The 20,116-nt window shown below is 59.4% G+C and carries 20 protein-coding genes; 7 read left to right on the top strand and 13 right to left on the bottom strand.

Annotated elements, in window-relative coordinates; genetic code table 11:
• The first annotated feature begins 355 nt into the window (after positions 1–355).
• From ACVDG9_RS25315 to ACVDG9_RS25305, 3 genes are all read left to right on the top strand, one after another.
• Positions 356–913 (top strand): HNH endonuclease, encoded by a 558-nt coding sequence (locus ACVDG9_RS25315; RefSeq protein WP_006936861.1) that lies wholly within the window; start codon positions 356–358, stop codon positions 911–913.
• A 307-nt stretch (positions 914–1,220) separates the two neighbouring features.
• Positions 1,221–2,561: a pilus assembly protein TadG-related protein gene (locus tag ACVDG9_RS25310; protein WP_447239291.1), complete on the top strand. Its 1,341-nt coding sequence runs from the start codon at positions 1,221–1,223 to the stop codon at positions 2,559–2,561.
• A gap of 150 nt (positions 2,562–2,711) precedes the next feature.
• Positions 2,712–4,136 (top strand): TadE/TadG family type IV pilus assembly protein, encoded by a 1,425-nt coding sequence (locus ACVDG9_RS25305; protein WP_296595639.1) that lies wholly within the window; start codon positions 2,712–2,714, stop codon positions 4,134–4,136.
• Positions 4,137–4,224: 88 nt separating this feature from the next.
• On the opposite strand, the gene acs is transcribed toward ACVDG9_RS25305, so the two are convergent.
• Complete coding sequence (gene acs, locus ACVDG9_RS25300) at positions 4,225–6,162, bottom strand: acetate--CoA ligase (RefSeq protein ID WP_023002493.1); 1,938 nt, start codon at positions 6,160–6,162, stop codon at positions 4,225–4,227.
• A gap of 205 nt (positions 6,163–6,367) precedes the next feature.
• Positions 6,368–6,766: a DUF1761 domain-containing protein gene (locus ACVDG9_RS25295; protein ID WP_023002494.1), complete on the bottom strand. Its 399-nt coding sequence runs from the start codon at positions 6,764–6,766 to the stop codon at positions 6,368–6,370.
• 158 nt (positions 6,767–6,924) lie between these two features.
• Here ACVDG9_RS25295 and ACVDG9_RS25290 point away from each other — a divergent pair, with 158 nt between their 5' ends.
• Positions 6,925–8,928 carry a vWA domain-containing protein gene (locus ACVDG9_RS25290; RefSeq protein WP_447239290.1) on the top strand — a complete coding sequence of 668 codons (2,004 nt, stop codon included), beginning with the start codon at positions 6,925–6,927 and terminating at the stop codon, positions 8,926–8,928.
• 67 nt (positions 8,929–8,995) lie between these two features.
• Here ACVDG9_RS25290 and ACVDG9_RS25285 read toward each other — a convergent pair whose 3' ends face one another.
• The 11 genes from ACVDG9_RS25285 to ACVDG9_RS25235 are packed head-to-tail and all read right to left on the bottom strand — an operon-like array spanning position 8,996 to position 16,341.
• Complete coding sequence (locus tag ACVDG9_RS25285) at positions 8,996–9,700, bottom strand: hypothetical protein (RefSeq protein WP_447239289.1); 705 nt, start codon at positions 9,698–9,700, stop codon at positions 8,996–8,998.
• A gap of 21 nt (positions 9,701–9,721) precedes the next feature.
• Positions 9,722–10,339 carry an urease accessory protein UreG gene (gene ureG, locus ACVDG9_RS25280; protein WP_023002497.1) on the bottom strand — a complete coding sequence of 206 codons (618 nt, stop codon included), beginning with the start codon at positions 10,337–10,339 and terminating at the stop codon, positions 9,722–9,724.
• Positions 10,336–11,175: an urease accessory protein UreF gene (locus ACVDG9_RS25275; protein WP_447239288.1), complete on the bottom strand. Its 840-nt coding sequence runs from the start codon at positions 11,173–11,175 to the stop codon at positions 10,336–10,338. The genes ureG and ACVDG9_RS25275 overlap by 4 nt, the downstream gene beginning before the upstream one ends.
• On the bottom strand, positions 11,060–11,602 hold the full coding sequence (locus ACVDG9_RS25270; RefSeq protein WP_447239287.1) for an urease accessory protein UreE: 543 nt from the start codon (positions 11,600–11,602) through the stop codon (positions 11,060–11,062). Before ACVDG9_RS25270 ends, ACVDG9_RS25275 begins: the two co-directional genes overlap by 116 nt.
• Positions 11,599–12,204 (bottom strand): glutathione S-transferase family protein, encoded by a 606-nt coding sequence (locus ACVDG9_RS25265; RefSeq protein WP_075282732.1) that lies wholly within the window; start codon positions 12,202–12,204, stop codon positions 11,599–11,601. The genes ACVDG9_RS25270 and ACVDG9_RS25265 overlap by 4 nt, the downstream gene beginning before the upstream one ends.
• 33 nt (positions 12,205–12,237) lie before the next feature.
• The gene (ureC, locus tag ACVDG9_RS25260; RefSeq protein ID WP_447239286.1) at positions 12,238–13,950 is read right to left on the bottom strand and encodes an urease subunit alpha; all 1,713 of its coding nucleotides are present in this window, start codon (positions 13,948–13,950) and stop codon (positions 12,238–12,240) included.
• A 36-nt stretch (positions 13,951–13,986) separates the two neighbouring features.
• On the bottom strand, positions 13,987–14,418 hold the full coding sequence (locus tag ACVDG9_RS25255) for a lysozyme inhibitor LprI family protein (protein ID WP_055660202.1): 432 nt from the start codon (positions 14,416–14,418) through the stop codon (positions 13,987–13,989).
• Positions 14,418–14,840, bottom strand: a complete 423-nt coding sequence (locus ACVDG9_RS25250) for a lysozyme inhibitor LprI family protein (RefSeq protein ID WP_055660200.1) — start codon at positions 14,838–14,840, stop codon at positions 14,418–14,420. The genes ACVDG9_RS25255 and ACVDG9_RS25250 overlap by 1 nt, the downstream gene beginning before the upstream one ends.
• Complete coding sequence (locus ACVDG9_RS25245) at positions 14,837–15,142, bottom strand: urease subunit beta (protein ID WP_023002504.1); 306 nt, start codon at positions 15,140–15,142, stop codon at positions 14,837–14,839. Before ACVDG9_RS25245 ends, ACVDG9_RS25250 begins: the two co-directional genes overlap by 4 nt.
• Positions 15,143–15,165: 23 nt before the next feature.
• A complete protein-coding gene (locus ACVDG9_RS25240; RefSeq protein ID WP_006936842.1) occupies positions 15,166–15,468 on the bottom strand; it encodes an urease subunit gamma in 303 nt (100 codons plus the stop codon).
• Positions 15,469–15,486: 18 nt separating this feature from the next.
• Positions 15,487–16,341 (bottom strand): urease accessory protein UreD, encoded by an 855-nt coding sequence (locus ACVDG9_RS25235; RefSeq protein WP_023002505.1) that lies wholly within the window; start codon positions 16,339–16,341, stop codon positions 15,487–15,489.
• Between the two features lie 446 nt (positions 16,342–16,787).
• Between ACVDG9_RS25235 and ACVDG9_RS25230 the strand changes: the two genes are divergently transcribed.
• From ACVDG9_RS25230 to ACVDG9_RS25220, 3 genes are all read left to right on the top strand, one after another.
• Complete coding sequence (locus ACVDG9_RS25230; RefSeq protein WP_208984651.1) at positions 16,788–18,149, top strand: D-alanyl-D-alanine carboxypeptidase family protein; 1,362 nt, start codon at positions 16,788–16,790, stop codon at positions 18,147–18,149.
• Between the two features lie 182 nt (positions 18,150–18,331).
• Complete coding sequence (locus ACVDG9_RS25225; RefSeq protein ID WP_168691769.1) at positions 18,332–18,697, top strand: hypothetical protein; 366 nt, start codon at positions 18,332–18,334, stop codon at positions 18,695–18,697.
• A gap of 144 nt (positions 18,698–18,841) precedes the next feature.
• Positions 18,842–20,071: a CobW family GTP-binding protein gene (locus ACVDG9_RS25220; protein ID WP_447239285.1), complete on the top strand. Its 1,230-nt coding sequence runs from the start codon at positions 18,842–18,844 to the stop codon at positions 20,069–20,071.
• Positions 20,072–20,116: the final 45 nt, after the last annotated feature.

Raw genomic sequence — 20,116 nt, 5'->3', positions numbered from 1 at the left:
GGCGCCGCAAGGCGCCCTTTTTGCTTCTCCCCGTAAAACAGTCACAATGACGCAGGGGATTTTGCTTTTGCGTAAATAATTCATGTAGTTAAGAAAAATCCTTTGCCGGGTCTGATCTGGCGACAACTGCACTCAGAAATGATTTTCCCGGGCTTCACAAGACTGTCACCTCGGCACTACAATACTCCCGTCACAAAAGGACTGTTCCGCTGTCCGATTGACCGGATAACGGACATTCCGACAGGTCAACGCGCTGTCAGTTGGCACCTGATTGCTGGAAGTTGATCCAACGTAAGTCGTTAGAGCAACGCATCCGCGTGTGGATTCGGCATGCTCTGGGAATGAGGAGCGGAAGGTGACGATAGCGGTTTCGTCGGGCGCCCATCCGGCGTTGGTGCTCAATGCGGATTACCGGCCTTTGAGCTACTACCCCCTGTCGCTGTGGAGTTGGCAGGATACCATCAAGGCTGTGTTCCTGGACCGGGTGAACATTGTTGCCGAATACGATGCAGCGGTTCGAAGTCCGAGCTTCGAGTTCCGATTACCCAGTGTGGTCTCTCTCAAGACCTTCGTGAAACCCAGCCGATACCCTGCCTTTACCCGATTTAACGTCTTTCTCCGCGACAAATTCCAGTGTCAGTACTGCGGCTCCAAGGATGAGCTGACCTTCGACCACCTTGTGCCGCGTTCCAAGGGTGGTCTGACGACCTGGGACAATGTCATCACCGCCTGCTCCCCCTGCAATCTGCGCAAGTCCAACAAGTCGTGCCAGCAACTGAACATGTGGCCGATGCACATGCCGTTCCAGCCGACCATCCAGGACCTGCACAACAACGGCCGCGGTTTCCCGCCCAACTATCTGCACGATAGCTGGCTGGATTTCCTCTACTGGGATACCGAGCTGGAACCGTAGTCTCCGGTTCGTATTGCGAGCCTTCAGGCGGGGTCATCAAATGCCCTTGTGACGACGCCAACGCCTCTGCGTCGGAGCGCCTATTCCACGTTGCAGGCAACTGGCAGTTGACATCCAGTGGATGTATTTATGTCGTTGAATATTTGATTTTAACGAGGCTTTAACCTCGTTCCCAAAGTTCATTCACTGTTTTTTCTTAAAGTGTGTAGTAGCTGTCTTTATCTCCCTTGAGGCGGCGCCATACATGTCTCTTCTTTTCTGGAATTTCAAAATAAACAGTCGATTTCTCACGCAACGTGAAGGGGCCGTGTTGCCCATCTTTGCGTTGATGGTGATTTTTCTGATCGTCGTCATGGGCGCAGCCGTGGACGTTTCGCGCACGGTCAACGCCCGCGAGAAGCTGTCTTATGCGATCGATGCGGCCGCACTGTCCGTGGCGGCGGATCTGTCGACATCGCTCATGACGGATGAACAGATCAAGCAGGCGCTGACGGATTCCTTCAAGTCCAACCTGGACGGTGCCGAGTTTCTGGCCGAAGCCATAAAGAACCTGACCTTTGTGGTCGATGCGGAAAATGGAACCATCAAGGTCTCCTCGACGGCCAGCCTGCAGAATTACTTCATCGATTTCGGTGGCTACATGATGAAGAACCTGGGTCCGGAGACTTTTGCCTTCGGAACCAGTTCACAGGTCTCCTATTCCAAGTTCAATGTGGAGCTGGCCCTTGTGGTGGACGTCACCGGCTCGATGTCCTCAAGTGACATGAACACGCTGCGCGATGCCTCGACGGCGGTGGTCAACATCCTGCTGCCCGAGGACGTGGAAGAAGACGATGCCAAGGTGCGCATTTCGCTGGTTCCCTACAGCCAGGGCGTCAACCTCGGCACCTATGCAAAAAAGGTGAAGGGCGGCGATTTCTACAGCGTCAGCGGCAACTGCGTCACGGAACGTCAGGATTATTCCACCTATGAGGTCATGCTCACGGACGATCCCTATAACTACTACAAGAAGTCCAGCCCTCCTCCGGCACAGACCTTTTTTGGCGGGGGCAGCAGCAGTTGCTCCTCCACGTCCAAGCTGGTGCCGTTGACCAAGAGCCGCTCCACGTTGCTGCCGGCGATTTCCGCTCTCAACAACACTGGCGGTACGGCGGGTCAGACCGGGGTTGCCTGGGGCTGGTACAGCCTGTCGCCGAACTACGCCAACGTATGGCCTGCGGACAGCGCGCCTGCGGCCTATTCAGACGGCGATACGCTCAAGTTCGCGATCATCATGACTGACGGCGACAACAACCGGTATTACCAATTTATCGAACAGGAGGAGCAGTGCGGCTGGGTCAAGAAAAACGGCAAGTCGACCTGGCAATGCAGCACAGTTGCCGTGAACGCCTGGCGGGAAACAGGTGAAAGCGAAAGCTACAACAACACCTCTTCCGTCCGCTCACGAGACATCTGTGCGGCCATGAAGGCTGCCAACATCCAGGTTTTCGGAGTTTACTTCGGAACCAGCAATACATCCGCAGGGGCAAAAAACATGCAGTCCTGCGCAAGCCAGGGAAACTATTATCAGGCTGCATCGTCCGATGAACTCATAGGAGCGTTCGCAAACATCGCGCGGAAGATCCAGTCGATCTACCTGTCCAAATAAGAACCGCCGGACGACCGGCCAGCGAAAAGCGTCAGTCTCGATTCTTTCCGATTGGTTTACCAAACGGAAACAACCCCCTATTTTCTACATTCCGTTTAAGGAATTAGGTACTTTTCTAGAGTAACTGTCTCACAAAATGACGAGGCAGTAATGCAGTATTTGAAGCGTCTCATTTGCCGATCCCTGCTTGCAGAGTTTACCGGCGACCGCAAAGCATCCATTTTGCCCATTTTCGGTATGCTGGTGATCCTGATCGTCGTGATCGCAGGGATTACCATCGACGTGTCCCGAACGGTGAATGCGCGCGAAAAACTGTCCTTTGCGATTGATGCCGCGGCACTTTCGGTCGCGGCAGACCTGTCGACCAGCGTCATGAGCGACGACCAGATCAAGCAGGCTCTGGCGGATTCCTTCAAGGCCAACCTGGCCGACGTCGAATTCCTGGACGAGGCAATCGACAATCTCGACTTCGTCGTCGATCCGGACAACGGCACCATCAAGGTAACGTCCACGGCCTCTCTCAAGAACTACTTCATCGACATGGGCGGTTACGGCAAGAGTGCCCTCGGCCCGGAAACATTCAGCTTCGGAACGAGCTCACAGGTCACCTACTCACGCTTTGACGTCGAACTGGCCCTCGTCGTCGACGTTACCGGGTCCATGCGCAACGACATGGATACGCTGCGGGATGCCTCCGAAGGCCTGGTGAACATCCTGATCCCGGATGGAACCGAAGAATCCGAAAGCAAGGTCCGTATCTCGCTGGTGCCATACAGCCAGGGGGTCAACCTGGGAGCTTACGCTTCCAAGGTGAAGGGCGGCCTCTTCGGCTATGCCGACAGCAGCAAATGCGTGACGGAACGCCAGGATTACGACGACGGCGAAGATCTCTACGAAGTTCGCTACACCGACAAGACCTACAATTACTACGACAAGACCGATCCGCCGCCGAAGGCCGTGTTTTACGGCGGTGGCAGCAACAATTGTTCCAGCACGTCGAAGATGATCCCGCTGACATCCGACCGGGACGAGTTGCTCGATGCGATCGCCGACCTGGATGATAACGGCGGTACGGCAGGCCAGACCGGTGTGGTCTGGGGCTGGAACAGCATCTCGCCGAACTATTCGGACGTATGGCCCCTTGCAAGCAAGCCGGAGCCTTATGACAACGAGGATGTTCTCAAGTTCGCGATCATCATGACCGACGGGGATAACAACCGGTACTACGAATACATCGGCGAACGGGAAGAATGCGACTGGGTTTATTCCAGACGCCATGGCTGGCAGTACAAGTGTGAGACGGTTACGATCAATCAGTGGCAGGAACGCAGCGAAAGCGAGAGCTACAGCAACAATTCCTCAACGGCTCAGCGCGCGCTTTGCCAGGCCATGAAGGACGAAGGAATTTCGATCTTCGGTGTCTATTTCGGCACCAGCAACACCTCGGCCGGGTCGAGAAACATGCAGTCCTGCGCCAGCACGGGCAATTTCTACAAGGCAACGAGTTCGGACGAGCTGATCAACGCCTTTGCCAATATCGCCAAGAAGATCCAGCAGATCTACGTTTCGAGGTAATCGAAGCTTTTCGGGATCGGATCGACCAAATTGAAAAGGCTCGCCGGGTGGCGAGCCTTTTTGCGTTTCACAGTCCGGAGTGTGCCGGTCAGCCGCGGTTCTGGCGGTTGTCGATCAGGTCGTCGACGACGGTCGGATCGGCCAGGGTCGAGGTGTCGCCCAGGCTGTCGAAGCTGTCTTCGGCGATCTTGCGCAGGATACGGCGCATGATCTTGCCCGACCGGGTCTTCGGCAGGCCGGGTGCGAACTGGATCAGGTCCGGAGAGGCAATCGGCCCGATTTCCGAGCGGACATGCTTGACCAGTTCCTTCTTCAGGTCGTCGCTCGGCTCTTCGCCTTCCATCAGCGTGACATAGGCATAGATGCCCTGTCCCTTGATGTCGTGCGGATAGCCGACCACAGCGGCCTCGGAAACCTTCGGATGCGCCACCAGTGCGCTCTCGACTTCCGCCGTGCCCATGCGGTGACCGGAAACGTTGATGACGTCATCGACGCGGCCGGTGATCCAGTAGTAGCCGTCCTCGTCACGACGGCATCCGTCACCAGTGAAATAGAGACCCTTGTAGGTGGCGAAATAGGTCTGGACGAAGCGCTCATGGTCGCCATAGACCGTGCGCATCTGGCCCGGCCAGCTGTCCTTGATGACAAGGTTGCCTTCCGTTGCCCCCTCCAGGAACTTGCCTTCCGCGTCGACGATCGCCGGCTGGACGCCGAAGAACGGACGTGTGGCGGAACCTGGCTTCAGGTCGGTTGCGCCCGGCAGCGGCGTGATCAGGATCCCGCCGGTTTCGGTCTGCCACCAGGTGTCGACAATCGGGCAGCGCTTGTCGCCAACCACATTGTAGTACCAGGTCCAGGCTTCCGGATTGATCGGCTCGCCAACGGACCCCAGAAGACGCAGGGACTTGCGCGAGGTTTTGGTGACGTGTTCGTCGCCGGCGCCCATCAGGGCGCGGATCGCGGTGGGTGCCGTGTAGAAGATGTTGACGTTGTGCTTGTCGCACACTTCCCAGAAACGGCCCGGACCGGGATAGGTCGGAACACCTTCGAACATCAGCGTGGTGGCGCCGTTGGCAAGCGGGCCGTAGACGATGTAGCTGTGACCGGTGACCCAGCCCACATCCGCTGTGCACCAGTAGACGTCGCCTTCGTGATAATCGAAGACATATTCATGGGTCATGGAGGCGTAGACCAGGTAGCCGCCGGTGGTGTGCATCACACCCTTGGGCTTGCCGGTCGACCCGGAGGTGTAGAGGATGAAGAGCGGATCTTCCGCGTTCATCTCCGCCGGTGCACAATGGTCGGACACACGGTCCGCCTCGTCGTGGTACCAGACGTCTCGGCCGGCCTGCATGGCAATGTCGCCGCCGGTGCGCTTGACCACGATGACGCTCTTTACCGGCGCTTTTTCGGCAGCCTTGTCGACATTGGCCTTCAACGGCACCTTGCGGCCACCGCGCAGGCCCTCGTCTGCCGTGATCACGCATTCAGAGGCGCAATCCTCGATACGCTGGGCAAGGCTGTCCGGTGAAAATCCGCCGAAGACGATGGAATGCACAGCACCGATGCGGGCGCAGGCGAGCATTGCATAAGCTGCTTCCGGAATCATCGGCAGATAGATGGTTACGCGGTCGCCCTTCTTGACACCCTGGCCGTGCAGCACGTTGGCGAACTTGTTCACCTCGCGGTGCAGTTCCTTGTAGGTGATGACCTTGTGCTCGTTGGGGTCGTCGCCTTCCCAGATGATCGCGGGCTGGTCGCCGCGCTTTTCCAGGTGGCGGTCAACGCAGTTGGCCGAAACGTTGAGCGTGCCGTCCTCGAACCATTTGATCGAAACGTTGTGATAGTCGTAGGAAGTGTTCTTCACCTTGGTGAAAGGCTTGATCCAGTCCACCCGTTTGCCGTGCTCACCCCAGAAGCCGTCGGGGTCTTCCACGGAACGCTGATACATTTCCTGATATTTGGCATTGTCGACATGCGCCCGCGCGGCAACCTCCGCGGGAACGGGAAATACGGACTCAGTCATGTGAAACCTCCCAGAAACCACAATTGGACCTGCGGTAAGCGAGTTCTCCCTTCCGCGGCCTTGTTTTGCCGGGGCCATTATGCGTATGGCCCCTCAAAGCGTCCAGAACCTAGACTTGGTACTTTAGTCGGCGAGTCTTTGGTCTATGGCAAGGCCTAAGACCTTCAATCTCGTACGGATTTACGCGTATTTCCCGGCGATCACGTCAGCTCAGCCATCCGATCACGATACCCTGGACAAGCAGTACCCCGAGCCAGTGACCGCCGTCGATCAGCGTCAGGTTCCAGGACAGCCCTTGAAAGCGGTGGTTGACGATCTGCGTGGTCATGACGATGCCAACCCAGATCATCAGCGCGGAGATGATGCCGTTCCTGATATCGGTTCCACCGGTGTGATAGATCACGCCCGCGAAGACGAATGCCATGATGATCTGGCAGAAAAAGGCCGTTGCAAAGACAACCGGGTTTGGCCTCGTCTGCTCCTTGGTCAGACCGGCGGCGTTCATCCAGGCCTTGCCGAGGATGCCGTACCAGAGCGCGCCGAACAGGAAAGACACAATGGCGGCCGCAGCAACTGCAATCAGGTTGATACCGTCGAACATCATTGCAGGTCTCCCAACGTCATTTTTTCCTTGGCAATTCTGTCTACTTGCGACTTTTATCACACTTCGGGATTGCAAGTGTCTCTAAATTCGGCCCGTCTCGCCTATCTCCTTTCCGGATAAGGCTTTTTCGAAAATTCATTACAGGAGCCCAAGGTTTCATGCTCTTTTCAAAGCGACCTGTGTTTCGACTTATGGGAGCCGCCCTCATCGGCGGCACGATGTTCATGTCCCCCGCAGGGGCACAGACGGACACACCTTCTGATCTTTTATTCGTCCTGGATTCTTCCAATTCCATGTGGGGCCAGATCGACGGTACCGCAAAAGCGGAAATTGCCCGGTCTGCCTTCGAAGGTTTTGTTGCCGGTCTTCCGGATGGAACCAGGGCTGGTGTGATGGCCTATGGTCACCGTCGCAAGGCCGATTGCGGCGACGTGGAAACGCTGGTGCCGGTGAGTGAGCTGGACCGCTCCAAACTGGTGCAAAGCGTCAAGGCGCTCACGCCGCGCGGCAAGACGCCGATTACCGAAACACTTCGGCAGGCCGCGGAACTTCTGGCGCAGAATGACCGCCCGGGACGGCTGATCCTGATCTCCGATGGTATCGAGACCTGCGGCGGGGATCCTTGCGCCCTCGCCGAGGCACTTGCCAAGTCCGTTGTCGATTTCAAGGCTCATGTCATCGGTTTCGACATCGCTTCCAAGGCGGATCAGGCCAAGATTGCCTGTATTGCGCATCTGACAGGCGGCACTTACTGGAACGCCAAGGACGCCGATGGCCTGACCGAAGCGCTAAAGGAAAGCGTCGCCGCGGTTGAGGAAAAAGCGCCGCTGCCTGTGACAGTCCTGACGGCGGCGGACAAGGAAAGCGGCCAGCCTGTTTCAGGCCCTGTGCAATGGACAGTGGCCACCGTCGACGACGAGACCGTGGTGGCGTCCGGCATGACAGGTGGCAGCGTCGAGGTCGAGCTCGAGCCGGGATCCTACGTCGTCAGTGCAGAACTTGGTGAAAAGGCAGGCGGTGCATCGCTTGAGGTGTCTGACAAGGGCGGACAGCAGACTGTTCTTCTCGACGGCAATCTTCCCGAGGCAAGTGTCACGCCCGCCTCCCCTGAAGCGCCCGCAACCTCGCTGCTGGAAGTTGCCTTTGAAGGCCCGGGCCAGGATGGTGATTTCCTGCGTGTCGTCACCCCGGACGGAAACAGGCTCGAACGAGATCTCTGGGTGTATGTGCGCGACGGTAATCCCGCCAAACTGGCCCTGCCAACCCAGCCGGGCGACTATGAAATCGTCTATGTCTGGGCCGATAGCGGTGAACGTGTTCTGGCCAAGGCACCGATCAAGGTGACCGAAGTTCAGGCAATCCTGACCTACGCCCCCGAAGTTGCCGCCGGTCAGCCGTTGGAGATTGCCTTTGAAGGTCCGAACGGGCCGGAGGACTGGATCGGGATCGTTCCGAAGGACGGCACGGTTGACGATTACCAGGGCCGCTGGAAAGGCACTGCCGACGGGTCTCCCGTCACCCTTCAGGCACCGAGCGAAGCCGGCACTTATGATGTCATCTATGTCACCGGCATCGACCAGACGATCCTGACGCGCCAACCGCTAACCGTTGGCGAAAGCGCAGCAACGCTTCAGGCCGACAGCACGGTTGAGGCGGCCGGCAGACTGAACGTGACCTGGAGCGGCCCGAAGGCGCCCGACGACTGGATCGGCATCGCGCCGGTCGGCTCCGACCCTTCTGCCTATGTGACCTACGAACGTCCGGATGGAGACAGCGTCTCGATCATCGCGCCATTGGCTCGGGGCGATTACGAGCTGCGTTACATTCTCTCGACGTCCGACGGATCGAAGATCCTGGCCAGCCAACCTTTGAAGATCACGGATCCGAAGGTGACGCTGGAGGGCCCGTCCGAAGTTCCGGCTGCCAGCTATGTCAGCGTAAAGGCGAGCGGCCCGGCCAACAGCAGCAATTTCATCGGTTTTGCCGAACCGTCTCAGGATGCCTGGAGTACGGCACCGGGCGCCTGGGAGATTGCAGACAACATCTCCAACGGCGTTGTGGAGGTGCGGACACCGGAAGAACCGGGCACTTACGAGCTGCGCTTCGTGCTGTCCGCAGGTGACGCGGAAATCGTTGCGCGGCAGACCGTGACGGTGAAATAGCGCGACCGGACATCAACGAAAATCGGAGCCCGCAGCTGTAAAGTTGCGGGCTTCGCTCTGTCCGGAGCTACTGTTTCAGCCAGACGGAAAGCTGTCCGCAAGGCTCGAAACCGAGTTGCCGATAGACCGGTAGCACGCTTGCATCATTTTCGTAGGTGCAAATCGACCGGTTCGGAAACGGTTCCAGAAGATCATGCAGAGCACTGTAGAGCCAGGTCTTGCGGCAGAAGACGTTTGAAAGGCCAAGGATATCCTTGCCGTCAAGCTTCGGACCGGTGTTGAAGACCGCCCCTGCCTTCACCTTGCCGTTCTTGATGATGGCGGCGAAATCGATGGTTTTGCGTTCCAGCAGCCTGGACGGGAAAACGGCATGGAGGCTTTCGTTCTCGTTCCAGCCGGCCAGCCACTTCTTCAGGCTTTCCGATGTCGCCACCTTGTGCCAATCGGAGCTGATCGGGGCACGTTTGGCACTTGGCGGCGGACGAAACAGCCAGGTGCCGGTAAAAAGCCTCTGAAAGCCGTAAGGTGCCAGATCCAGACTGTCGAAACTGTCCTTTACCCCGGCCCCCTTCGGCAAATCGGGCAGCGCGGCATAAAAATCCGCTCCCTGCTTCGGCGACAGGGTGACGATGTTCGGATAGAGCGGCAGGGCCTTGTCCCTAGCGCACCAGAACCCTGCATGAAATTCGGTTTTCGCACCTGCGGTTTTCAGGACCGCATCGCACCAGAGCGCATTGTTATGCGCGCAGGCATCCTGTCTGCCAGCGATCATTCGGCCATCAACATCGAAGATTTAAGCGTTCAGCCCACCCTTTTGGACGATGAAGTCTACCACGGATTCGACACCCTCTCCCGCCTTTGTATTGGCGAAAACAAAGGGTCGTTCCTTGCGCATCTTCTTTGCATCCCGGTCCATGACCTCCAGATTGACGCCGACATAGGGCGCAAGGTCGGTCTTGTTGATGATCAGGAGATCGGAGCGCGTGATGCCCGGCCCGCCCTTGCGCGGAATTTCCTCGCCGGCGGCAACATCGATCACGTAGATCGTCAGGTCGGCGAGCTCCGGTGAAAAGGTTGCGGCCAGGTTGTCACCGCCGGATTCGATCAGGATCAGGTCGAGATCCGGGATGCTTTTGGTCAGGTCCGCTACCGCTGCCAGATTGATGGAGGCGTCTTCACGGATTGCCGTATGCGGGCAGCCGCCGGTCTCGACACCGCGAATGCGGTCACTGGTCAAGGCCTGCGAGCGCATCAGGGCTTCGGCGTCCTCGCTTGTGTAGATGTCATTGGTGATGACGGCGAGCGAGTAGCGGTCACGCATGGCCTTGCACAGCTTGTCGGTCAGCGTGGTCTTGCCGGAACCGACGGGACCGCCGATGCCGACGCGCAAGGGACCATTTTGGGAAGTCATGAACGGAACAACCTCGAATACTGGGTTTCATGTGCCATGGAGGCGATATCTGCAAGGAAGGTGGAGGTGCCGAGATCGTCAAGACCTGCGGCCTCGGCCTCTTCTGCAATTTCGAAGATCACCGGTTCCAGACCAGCCAGCACCTTCTGGCCGTCGCTCTGGCCAAGCGGCACCACCCGCACGGCGACGGAAATCAGATTGGCCGCGAAAGCATGCAGGAAACAGTGAAGCGCTGCATCCACCGGCAAGCCGTGAGCCGCAGCTGCAAGTCCCAGCACTACCGGGTAAGGCCAGGAGGTGTTTTCCTTGCCCGCGAATTCGTGAAACAGGCGTGCGGCCTCGGTGCCCGCTTCCGGCATCCAGCTGTTGCACACGGCTCTGAAAAAGGCGCTGCCCTGGGCACTGGATTCCAGATGCCGCTCCCTGGAGGGTTGCAGGGCCAGCCCCAGGTCACGCAGCTCGTCAACGGTCGCTCGTTCTCCCGCAAGAGCGGCCCGGTAGGTTTCCTTCAGCAGGATGGCGTCGCTTCGTCCAGCGCCGAAGCGGAGGATTTCACGCAGCCAGACGCCAAGTTCCGCCGCACTTGCCACCCCGCCCTGCTCGATCACCTGTTCCAGCCCGTGGCTGTAAGTAAAGGCGCCGATCGGAAAGGCCGGTGAGAGAAAGGCCTGCAGCCGGTAGAGCGCCTGCGGTGACAGGGGCAGTCGCGGAGCGGAGGGCTCAGTCATGGGAATGTCCGGACCCGTGGTCGTGATTGTGGCCATGGTCATGGCTGTGCCCATGATGATGGTCGTGGGAATGCCCGTGACCATGATCGTGGCCGTGGGTGCGACCATGGCCGTAGGCGCCGCCTTCCGGATCGAAGGGTGCGGATAGCCTGGTCAGCCGGCCACCGAGCTTTTCCACCATGTCTTCAATCACGTGGTCCCGCCGGATCCGCAGGGTGTTGCCCATCAGCTGCGTCGGCAGGTGCCTGTTGCCCAGGTGCCAGGCGATCTTCACCAGGTGGGCGGTGTCGTCGGCGTGAATTTCGACCACTTCCTCAGGTTCTGCGAGAACTTCGACAATCCGACCGTCTTCAAGTTCCAGCCCGTCGCCATGGCGCAAATGGATCGCCATCGGTTCATCCAGCAGGAAGGTCAACCCGGCTGCGCCTGTCAGGACTGCCCTGCGCCGATACCGGTCTTCCCGGTCAAGCGTGACCCGGTCGGTGACATCGCCGGTCCAAGTTTCGGCCTTGTGGATTTTCGCGACGCGGATCATGCGGCTTCCATCACCTTTGCCATCATGGCCTGGAAAGCGGGACGCTCCCTGAGGCGTTTGAAATAATCGTAGACCGGACCTTCTTTGGGCAGGTCGAACTTGGCGGCCAGTGCCCAGCCGGAGCAGTGCCCGACGATAATGTCGGCAATGGTGAAGGTTTCGCCCATGGCATAGGGACCGTCACCGATCAGCGTTTCCAGCGTTTTCAGGCCTTGCTCGAATTCGAGCCGGCAGACGTCCTTGACCGCCGGAACACGGACATCTTCGGGATGGATGAAGGTGTTCTTCGCAGCGGTCCAGAGCGCGCCTTCCAGCACATCGACACCGAACTGGGTGATGCTGTCCTGACGGGCGCGATCAAGAGTTCCGGCAGGAAAGGTAAACCGGCCGTGCTTGTCGGCCAGATAGGTACAGATTGCGACGGAATCGGTGATGACGGCGTCACCGTCGACCAGCACGGGCACCTTGCCGCTTGGATTGAGCGCCTTGACGGTATCCGACTGCGGCAGAGCCGGGTCAACCTCGTAGGGTTCGCCCAGTTCCTCAAGCAGCCACATCACCCGCATGGCGCGGGTCCGCGGAAATCCGACGATCTTATACATGCCTTTCCTCTCCCGAACGCGTTCTTGCGGAGCTTAGAACAGGAAGTAGCGCTGGGCCATCGGCAACACTTCGGCAGGTTCGCAGGTCAGCAGTTCGCCGTCGGCGCGCACCTCGTAGGTTTCCGGATGCACTTCGATCATTGGCATCATGTTGTTGTGAATCATCGACTTTTTGGAGATTCCACCACGGGTGTTCTTGACCGGAAGCACCAGGCTGTCGAGACCTGCCTTGTGCTTAACGCCGGTGTCATAGGCCGCCTGGGACACGAAGGTGACACGGCTGTGCGTCAGCATCTTGCCGTAGGAGGCGAACATCGGCCGGTAATGCACCGGCTGCGGTGTCGGGATGGACCCGTTCGGATCGCCCATCGGAGCGGTCGCGATGGAGCCGAGCTTCAGCACCAGCGCCGGCTTGATACCGAAGAATTTCGGGTCCCAGAGCACGAGGTCGGCCAGCTTGCCGACTTCAACCGAGCCGATGTACTCGTCCAGGCCATGAGCGATGGCCGGGTTGATGGTGGTCTTGGCCATGTAGCGCTTGACCCGGAAATTGTCGTTCTCGCCGGTTTCATCCGAAAGGCGGCCGCGTTGCACCTTCATCTTGTGCGCGGTCTGCATGGTGCGGATGATGATTTCGCCGACGCGGCCCATGGCCTGGCTGTCGGAGGAGATGATCGAGAACGCACCCATGTCATGAAGAATGTCTTCCGCCGCAATGGTTTCCTTGCGGATGCGGCTTTCGGCAAAAGCAACGTCCTCCGGAATGTCCTTGTGCAGGTGGTGACAGACCATGAGCATGTCGAGATGCTCTTCCAGCGTGTTGACCGTGTAAGGCCGTGTCGGGTTGGTGGACGACGGAATGACGTTGGGTTCGCCAACCACCTTGATGATGTCCGGTGCGTGGCCGCCGCCGGCGCCTTCGGTGTGGAAGGCGTGGATGGTGCGGTTCTTGAACGCAGCGGTGGTGTTCTCGACAAAACCGGACTCGTTCAAGGTGTCGGTGTGGATCATCACCTGGACGTCGTATTCATCGGCAACCGACAGGCAGTTGTCGATGGTCGCCGGTGTCGAGCCCCAGTCTTCGTGGATCTTGAGGGCTGCGGCCCCCGCCATCACCTGCTCTTCCAGCGCGGCAGGCAAGGAGGCGTTGCCCTTGCCGGCGAAGATGAGGTTCATCGGGAAGCTGTCGGCAGCCTGAAGCATCCGGGTGATGTGCCACGGGCCGGGCGTACAGGTGGTCGCGTTGGTGCCCGTTGCCGGACCGGTGCCACCGCCGATCATGGTGGTTACGCCGGAGCACAGGGCTTCATCGATCTGCTGCGGGCAGATGTAGTGGATATGAGCATCGATCGAACCTGCGGTGAGGATCTTGCCCTCCCCGGCGATCGCTTCCGTGCCGGGACCGACGATGATGTCGACACCGTTCTGAACATCCGGGTTGCCGGCCTTGCCGATGCCGACGATCCGGCCGTCCTTCAGCCCGACATCGGCCTTGACGATGCCCCAGTGGTCGATGATCAGCACATTGGTGATGACCGTGTCGACAGCGCCGGCGGAACGGGGTGCCTGGGACTGGCCCATGCCGTCGCGGATAACCTTGCCACCACCGAACTTCACCTCGTCGCCATAGGTGGTGAAATCCTTTTCCACCTCGATGATGAGATCGGTATCCGCAAGGCGCAGCCTGTCGCCGGTTGTCGGTCCGAACATGTCCGCATAAGCGGCGCGGGGCATCTTGTAGGCCATATCTAGTCTCCAATCGGCGATCAGAAATCGGTGTGTTTAATTCGCGTAGTCCTCAACCGTCGCATCCAGATCCTCTGTGCGTTTCATGGTGAGGACGATCAGGCAGTTCCGGTACAGTTCGTTGCCGCGTGTGCCGCCCCTGAAGGGGAAGCTGTAGGCGGTGCAATCCTTGTCGGCGTAGGTTTTCCAGGCGGCCTGGGCATCATCGAGGCTGGCGGGGGCGCCCTTCAGGTGCTCCGGCAATTCCGCATCGATCTCGACCAGCCGTGCACGCAGCCGGTCGAAGGCCTCCTTCATGCGCGTGTCAGCGTCTTCCAAGGCCTTGTCGGCACAAAAGCTGCGTTCGGCTTCGGTCAGCGGATAGCCGCAGTCGATGTTGTCGTTGACCTTCTCTTCCTCAGCAACCGCCGTGCCGGCGGTGGCCAGAAACAGGGCTAAAGCAGGAAGGGTCACACCGCGCACAGGCATCAATTCCCCAGACCTTCACTGAGTTGTCTCAGCTCGTCGATGCGGTTGCGGGTCAGATCTGCGCGGCAGCCGTAGACCAGCATGGGTTCCATGGTTCCGCCGCGGGCCAGAAAGCCGTAGGCGTCGCAGGCCTTGTCACGATAGGGGATCCAGGCACGCTGGGCTTCGCGCAATGTTTCGACCGCCCCTTTCAGCCCTTCCGGCAAATAAGCGTCGGTTTCGGTCATCTTTTCCATTGCGGATCTGTAGACCGCGTTCAGCTCCGCATCCGCCTTCAGCCAGTCGATGTTGGCACACTGGGTCATCTCCGACTGCGTCATGGCATTTTCGCAGTTGGGTGTTTCCTGCGCGGCGACAGGTCCGGCGAGCAGAAGACCGAGCCCGATCAGCGAAAACGAAAGAGATGATGCGGATCTGATCACAATTCGCCCATGACCTTCTGGTTGAAGCCGTAGACCGTGCGGCTGCCGCGATAAGGCACCAGTGTCACGGATCTGGACTGGCCGGGTTCGAAGCGCACGGCTGTGCCTGCGGGAATATCCAGGCGCATGCCGCGGGTCTTTTCCCGGTCGAAAGACAGGCCTTCATTGGTTTCGAAGAAGTGATAGTGGCTGCCGACCTGGATCGGCCGATCACCCGTGTTGGCGACTTCCACCGTCACGGTCTCAAGGCCTGTGTTCAGTTCGATCTCGCCTTCGGCGGGAAACAGTTCTCCGGGGATCATGCGCGTCTCCTTGGAAATTGCGGTCAGCGGATCGGTTCGTGCACGGTTACGAGCTTGGTGCCGTCAGGAAAGGTGGCCTCGACCTGAACATCGTGAATCATCTCGGACACGCCTTCCATCACCTGGTCGCGTGTCAGTACCTTGGCGCCCGCGGACATCAGGTCGGCAACGGTGCGCCCGTCACGGGCCCCCTCGACAACAAAATCGGTGATCAGGGCGACGGCTTCCGGATGGTTCAGCTTCACACCCCGTTCCAGGCGGCGGCGGGCGACCATCGCGGCCATGGAAATGAGCAACTTGTCCTTTTCGCGGGGCGTCAGGTTCATGAAAGAAAGTCCTCCAAATCAGCAATACCAGACGCGCGGCAGCGCCGTCATTCGGTATCCGGTGAGAAACGACATCAGGGCCGTGCGCAAGCCGCGGCCATCATTGGACACAAACCGGGTTATCAGCAAGCCGTTCCAGGCGCTGGCGGCCGCCTGGGCGGTTCCATCCGGCAATGTTTCGATCAGCTCTCTTGCCCTGGCGAGCCGGTCTTCGGCATCGGCGGAGCAATCGACAAAGGTTGCCGCGGCCAGGGCGCCGGCGGCCGTAGCCGGGCCGGTCAGCGCGTCGGCCGGGTCGCCATCCAGCCGGATGTCGTCGGCAAACACCAGCTTCCCGTCCCGGCGGATGCGCCAGCTGTCGCGGTAGAATACGGACTTGACCTGCTCGCCCATCGCCTTTCGGCCAAGGACGAAGGATTCGACCATCATCAGCCTTGCGTCACCTTCCAGGTCCGCCTGCAGCGTGCGGCGAAGGCGCGAGGCGTTGAAAAGGATGGTTTCCTGGGGCAGCCATTCCAGGGTCGCACCGGGTCCGACCGTGAAATGGCCGCTCACCTGGGCGGTGCCGCCCGGGCTGCGGTAGGCACGTTCGGCCGTCTGGCTGGTCACAATTACGTGTACACCGGCGTCAGCCCCGACTTCATAGTCGAGCTGGTCACCTCCGGTGAGACCGCCGGCGGTGTTGATGAGAACGGCTGTGGCAGGGGTATCATAGACCTTCGGCAGGCGAACCTTGGCCGACCCGCTCTGATACAGATCGGTCAGACGGGTTTTGCCGTCCGGCGCCGAAAAACGCACCTTGCCGATGCCTTTCACGCGCTGAAGAACTACGGCTTTCCCGCCCGTTTCTGATGCCAGACCAGCATCATACATTGCTTGACCGCCCCCCCTGCGGGCTCATTCAGTCATTGTTATTTTTCACATCTGTTCAAATTGGTCCAGACCGTCGCCGGGCCGCAATGGGCAATATGCCCTCGGCAATCTTAGCAAGAGCCGGGCCAAGGCCGGCAAGTGGAAAGGCAAGACGACACCGGCGAAAAAAGTCCCTGTTTCCCGCAGCTTATCAATGCCTGCTCGCAAAAGTTGCTCAAAAATAAGGCAATTGCAAGAAAGATTGGCGTGGAGTGGATTTGAGGAAGGGGTTGCTCTCGCGCCGATGTTCCGGTTTTTTAAGAAGACAGCAGCTATTCATACTGCCATTGCCCAATTGCGACGTGTCATCCGTTGGATGACGAGCGAGGGAAACCGTGTTTTTGAGCCCGATTGGCCGCCTGACTTCCGTTTGTCTGACCGTAACCGCTCTTGTGATGAGTCTGGCCATGAGCCAGGCACGGGCGGATATAGGTGCCTATGTCCTGATCGACGCGAGTTCCGGCGCTGTGATCGAGCAGGAAAACGCCACGCGCAAGTGGTACCCGGCCTCACTCACCAAGCTCATGACGGCCTATGTCACCTTCAAGGCGATCCGCGAAGGCCGCGCCTCGCTCGACAGCGCGGTCGTGCAATCCAAGAACTCCGCGGCCGAACCCCCCAGCAAGATGGGGTTCAAGGTTGGGACGCGGTTCACTGTCGACACGGCGCTGAAGATCATTCTGATCAAGTCGGCCAACGATGTTGCGGTAGCGCTCGGCGAGTCGATCGCGGGATCTGAAGCTGGCTTCATCGCCATGATGAATGCGGAAGCTCAGCGCCTGGGAATGTCCAATACCCGGTTCTACAATCCGCATGGTCTGCCAGACAACCGGCAGGTGACCACGGCGCGGGACCTTGCCATTCTGGCCCTGGCGCTGCGCCGGGACTTTCCGGAATCCCGAAACTACTATGACCACCCGGGGATCCGCTTCGGCAAGAAGACCCTGCGGTCGGCCAATCGGGAATTCCTGCTGCGCGTGCCCGGCGCCAACGGCATGAAGACCGGCTACATCTGCAATTCCGGGTACAATGTTGCCGCCTCCGCGACGCGCGGCAACAAGACCTTGATCGCGATTATCCTTGGCGCGGGTTCCGGTCTGGAGCGCACCGCCTTTGCACGCCAGCTTTTTGACGAAGGGTTCCGCAAGCGCGGCGGCCGTAGCATCACGAGCCTTTCGGGCACCAGCGGCAATCCGCCGGCCGACGGTTATTGCCGGCGCAACAAGAGCCCGGGTCCCAAGGGTTACATGGCCCGGTTCGACATGGAAAAGGAAAAGCAGGGCGGGTTCCTGTTTTTCGCCAAGGCCAACAAATCCGATGAGGACAAGCTAGACGACAGCGGTTTCAAGCTGTCCAACGGCAAACCGGACTGGGCAAAGATCCTTGACCGTACGCTCGGCCCTCGCCGGATTGCCTACCGTCCGCTGGATGTCGGCCTCGGCAACCCGAAAGGGTCGCCTTCCGTCAGCCCGGGCACCGTTCCTGCCGGTGCCGCCAGCGAAGCGGTCGCAGCCATCGCGGGAGAGGATATAGCCGCGGAAGACGTACCACTGCCGGTCGCCAATCCCGTGCGGCGGGCAGAAAACGAAATCCGGGCGAAGATGCAGCTGACGGCCAATGCCAAAACCGCAGGCGCAATTCCGCAGGGTGGCGATACCGTGTCACGCCCGGGAGCCGCGGTTGAACTTTCGAAATCTTCACCCGGATCGATCTTCCGCAAGGGTCTGGATTTCACCGTTCCGGTTCCTTCCCCAAGTCCTCGCAAGTAATTCGATTTCCAGATCTTTGACGGTGCCGATGATGTAGCGTTGCGGTTAACGGAGTTAACCTTTTATTTACGCTACTCCTTAACACTGCAGTAAGCATTTTTCTGGCAAAGGCGTGCTCCCTGCCGGACCTTAAAATGCCACTGCGGCACAGAATATGCCGGTACAACAGGTCGAGAGATCGCATGATGATTGAACCGAGATCCACCGCCACCATCAAGGCTCTGGCCAGCCTTGCGGAACTTTCCGCCAATCAACTGGAGGAAGGGGTTTCGGTCGACCATGTGATCGCCACCTTGCGAAAGGCGGCGGAGGCTGTCCGGCTCGTGGTTGATGTCGAGGCGGAAGAGGAACTCGACGACTTCGAGTTCGAAGCCGACAGCGACACAGACGTGGAAGCCGAACTGGAAGCGTCTGAAGCGGACATCGTCCAGGATCTGACCCCGATGGATCTGTCCGAGGATGAAGCCGACAGGAAAATTGTCGCCCTCGACAAGAAGGACGCCGAAGCGGCCTCCGAAGAAGACGACATCATCCTCAACGCGGGGTGATTCGGCGTCAGCCGGACATTTTTCCAACTGAACAAGCCGACGTGGCGGGACCAGCATTTGCGCTGACCCGCCTTTCTGCCTATGTGTCTGCGGAAAGTCCGCCGGGTCCGATCAAGGACCGGCGAATGCATCTGGAGAGATACCATGGCCTCGCCGACATCGGTTGCCGAAGGACAAAAACCCAAGGGTCCGAAGCCCCCCATTCCCCTGTCAGTCCTGACCGGGTTTCTGGGGTCAGGCAAGACAACGCTCCTCAATCGGATCCTGAAGGATCCGTCGATGGCGGACACAGCGGTCATCATCAATGAATTCGGCGAGATCGGGCTCGATCATCTGTTTGTCGATCAGGCCGGCGACGGCATCGTCGAGCTTGCCTCCGGTTGCCTGTGCTGCACCATTCGCGGCGATCTTGTCACGACGCTCGAAAACCTGTTGCGCCGACTGGATAACGGCCGCATGGACAGGCTCAACCGGGTGATCATCGAGACGACGGGTCTGGCGGATCCGGCGCCCATCCTGCACACGGTCATGCTGCATCCCTATCTGGTGATGCGCTACCGGCTCGACAGCGTGATCACGCTTGTGGACGCGGTCAACGGTCTGTCGACCCTCGACAATCACGAGGAAGCGCGCAAGCAGGCCGCTGTTGCCGACCGGCTGGTCTTCACCAAGACCGATCTCGTTCAAGGCGAAGAGGCGCGGGCCTCCTTCGACGCCCTCAAGCAGCGTTTGCAGCAGCTCAATCCCGGCGCCCGCCGGCTGGACGCCCAGGCGGATGATGCAACGGTGGAAAATCTCTTCAACGCCGGTCTTTATGATCCGAAGAGCAAGATCCCGGACGTGGCTGCCTGGCTGAACGCGGAAGCCTACGAAGACCAGCAGCATGACCACCATCACGGTCACGGTCACGGCCACGAACATGCACATGGCCATTCACACGGGCATCACCACGGCCACGACCATACCCATGCTCATGACGTGAACCGGCATAGCGATGCCATCCGGGCCTTTACCCTGTCGACTGATCGACCGGTGCCTGCCTCCGCGCTGGAAATGTTCCTCGATCTGCTGCGTTCGGCGCACGGACCGAAACTGCTTCGGGTGAAGGGTATTGTGCAGCTGGCCGAGGATCCGGAAAGGCCGGTGGTCATCCACGGTGTCCAGCATGTCTTCCATCCGCCCGCGACACTGGAGGCCTGGCCGGACGCGGATCACAGAACCCGCATGGTGTTCATCACCAAGGACCTGCCGGAAGGGTTCGTCAGGCGCATGTTCGAGGCCTTTTCGGGCGCCTTGCTGCCCGATACGCCGGATCACCAGGCCCTGACGGACAATCCGTTGGCGGTGTCGGGTTTCACCAGTCCGGTGAGGTAGGCGGCAGGTCTGCAATACCCCGGCGCTCTCCAATGGGATCCCTCA

The sequence above is a fragment of the Roseibium sp. RP-7 genome, from assembly GCF_053005225.1.
This window is presented reverse-complemented; position numbering and strand designations above follow the sequence as displayed.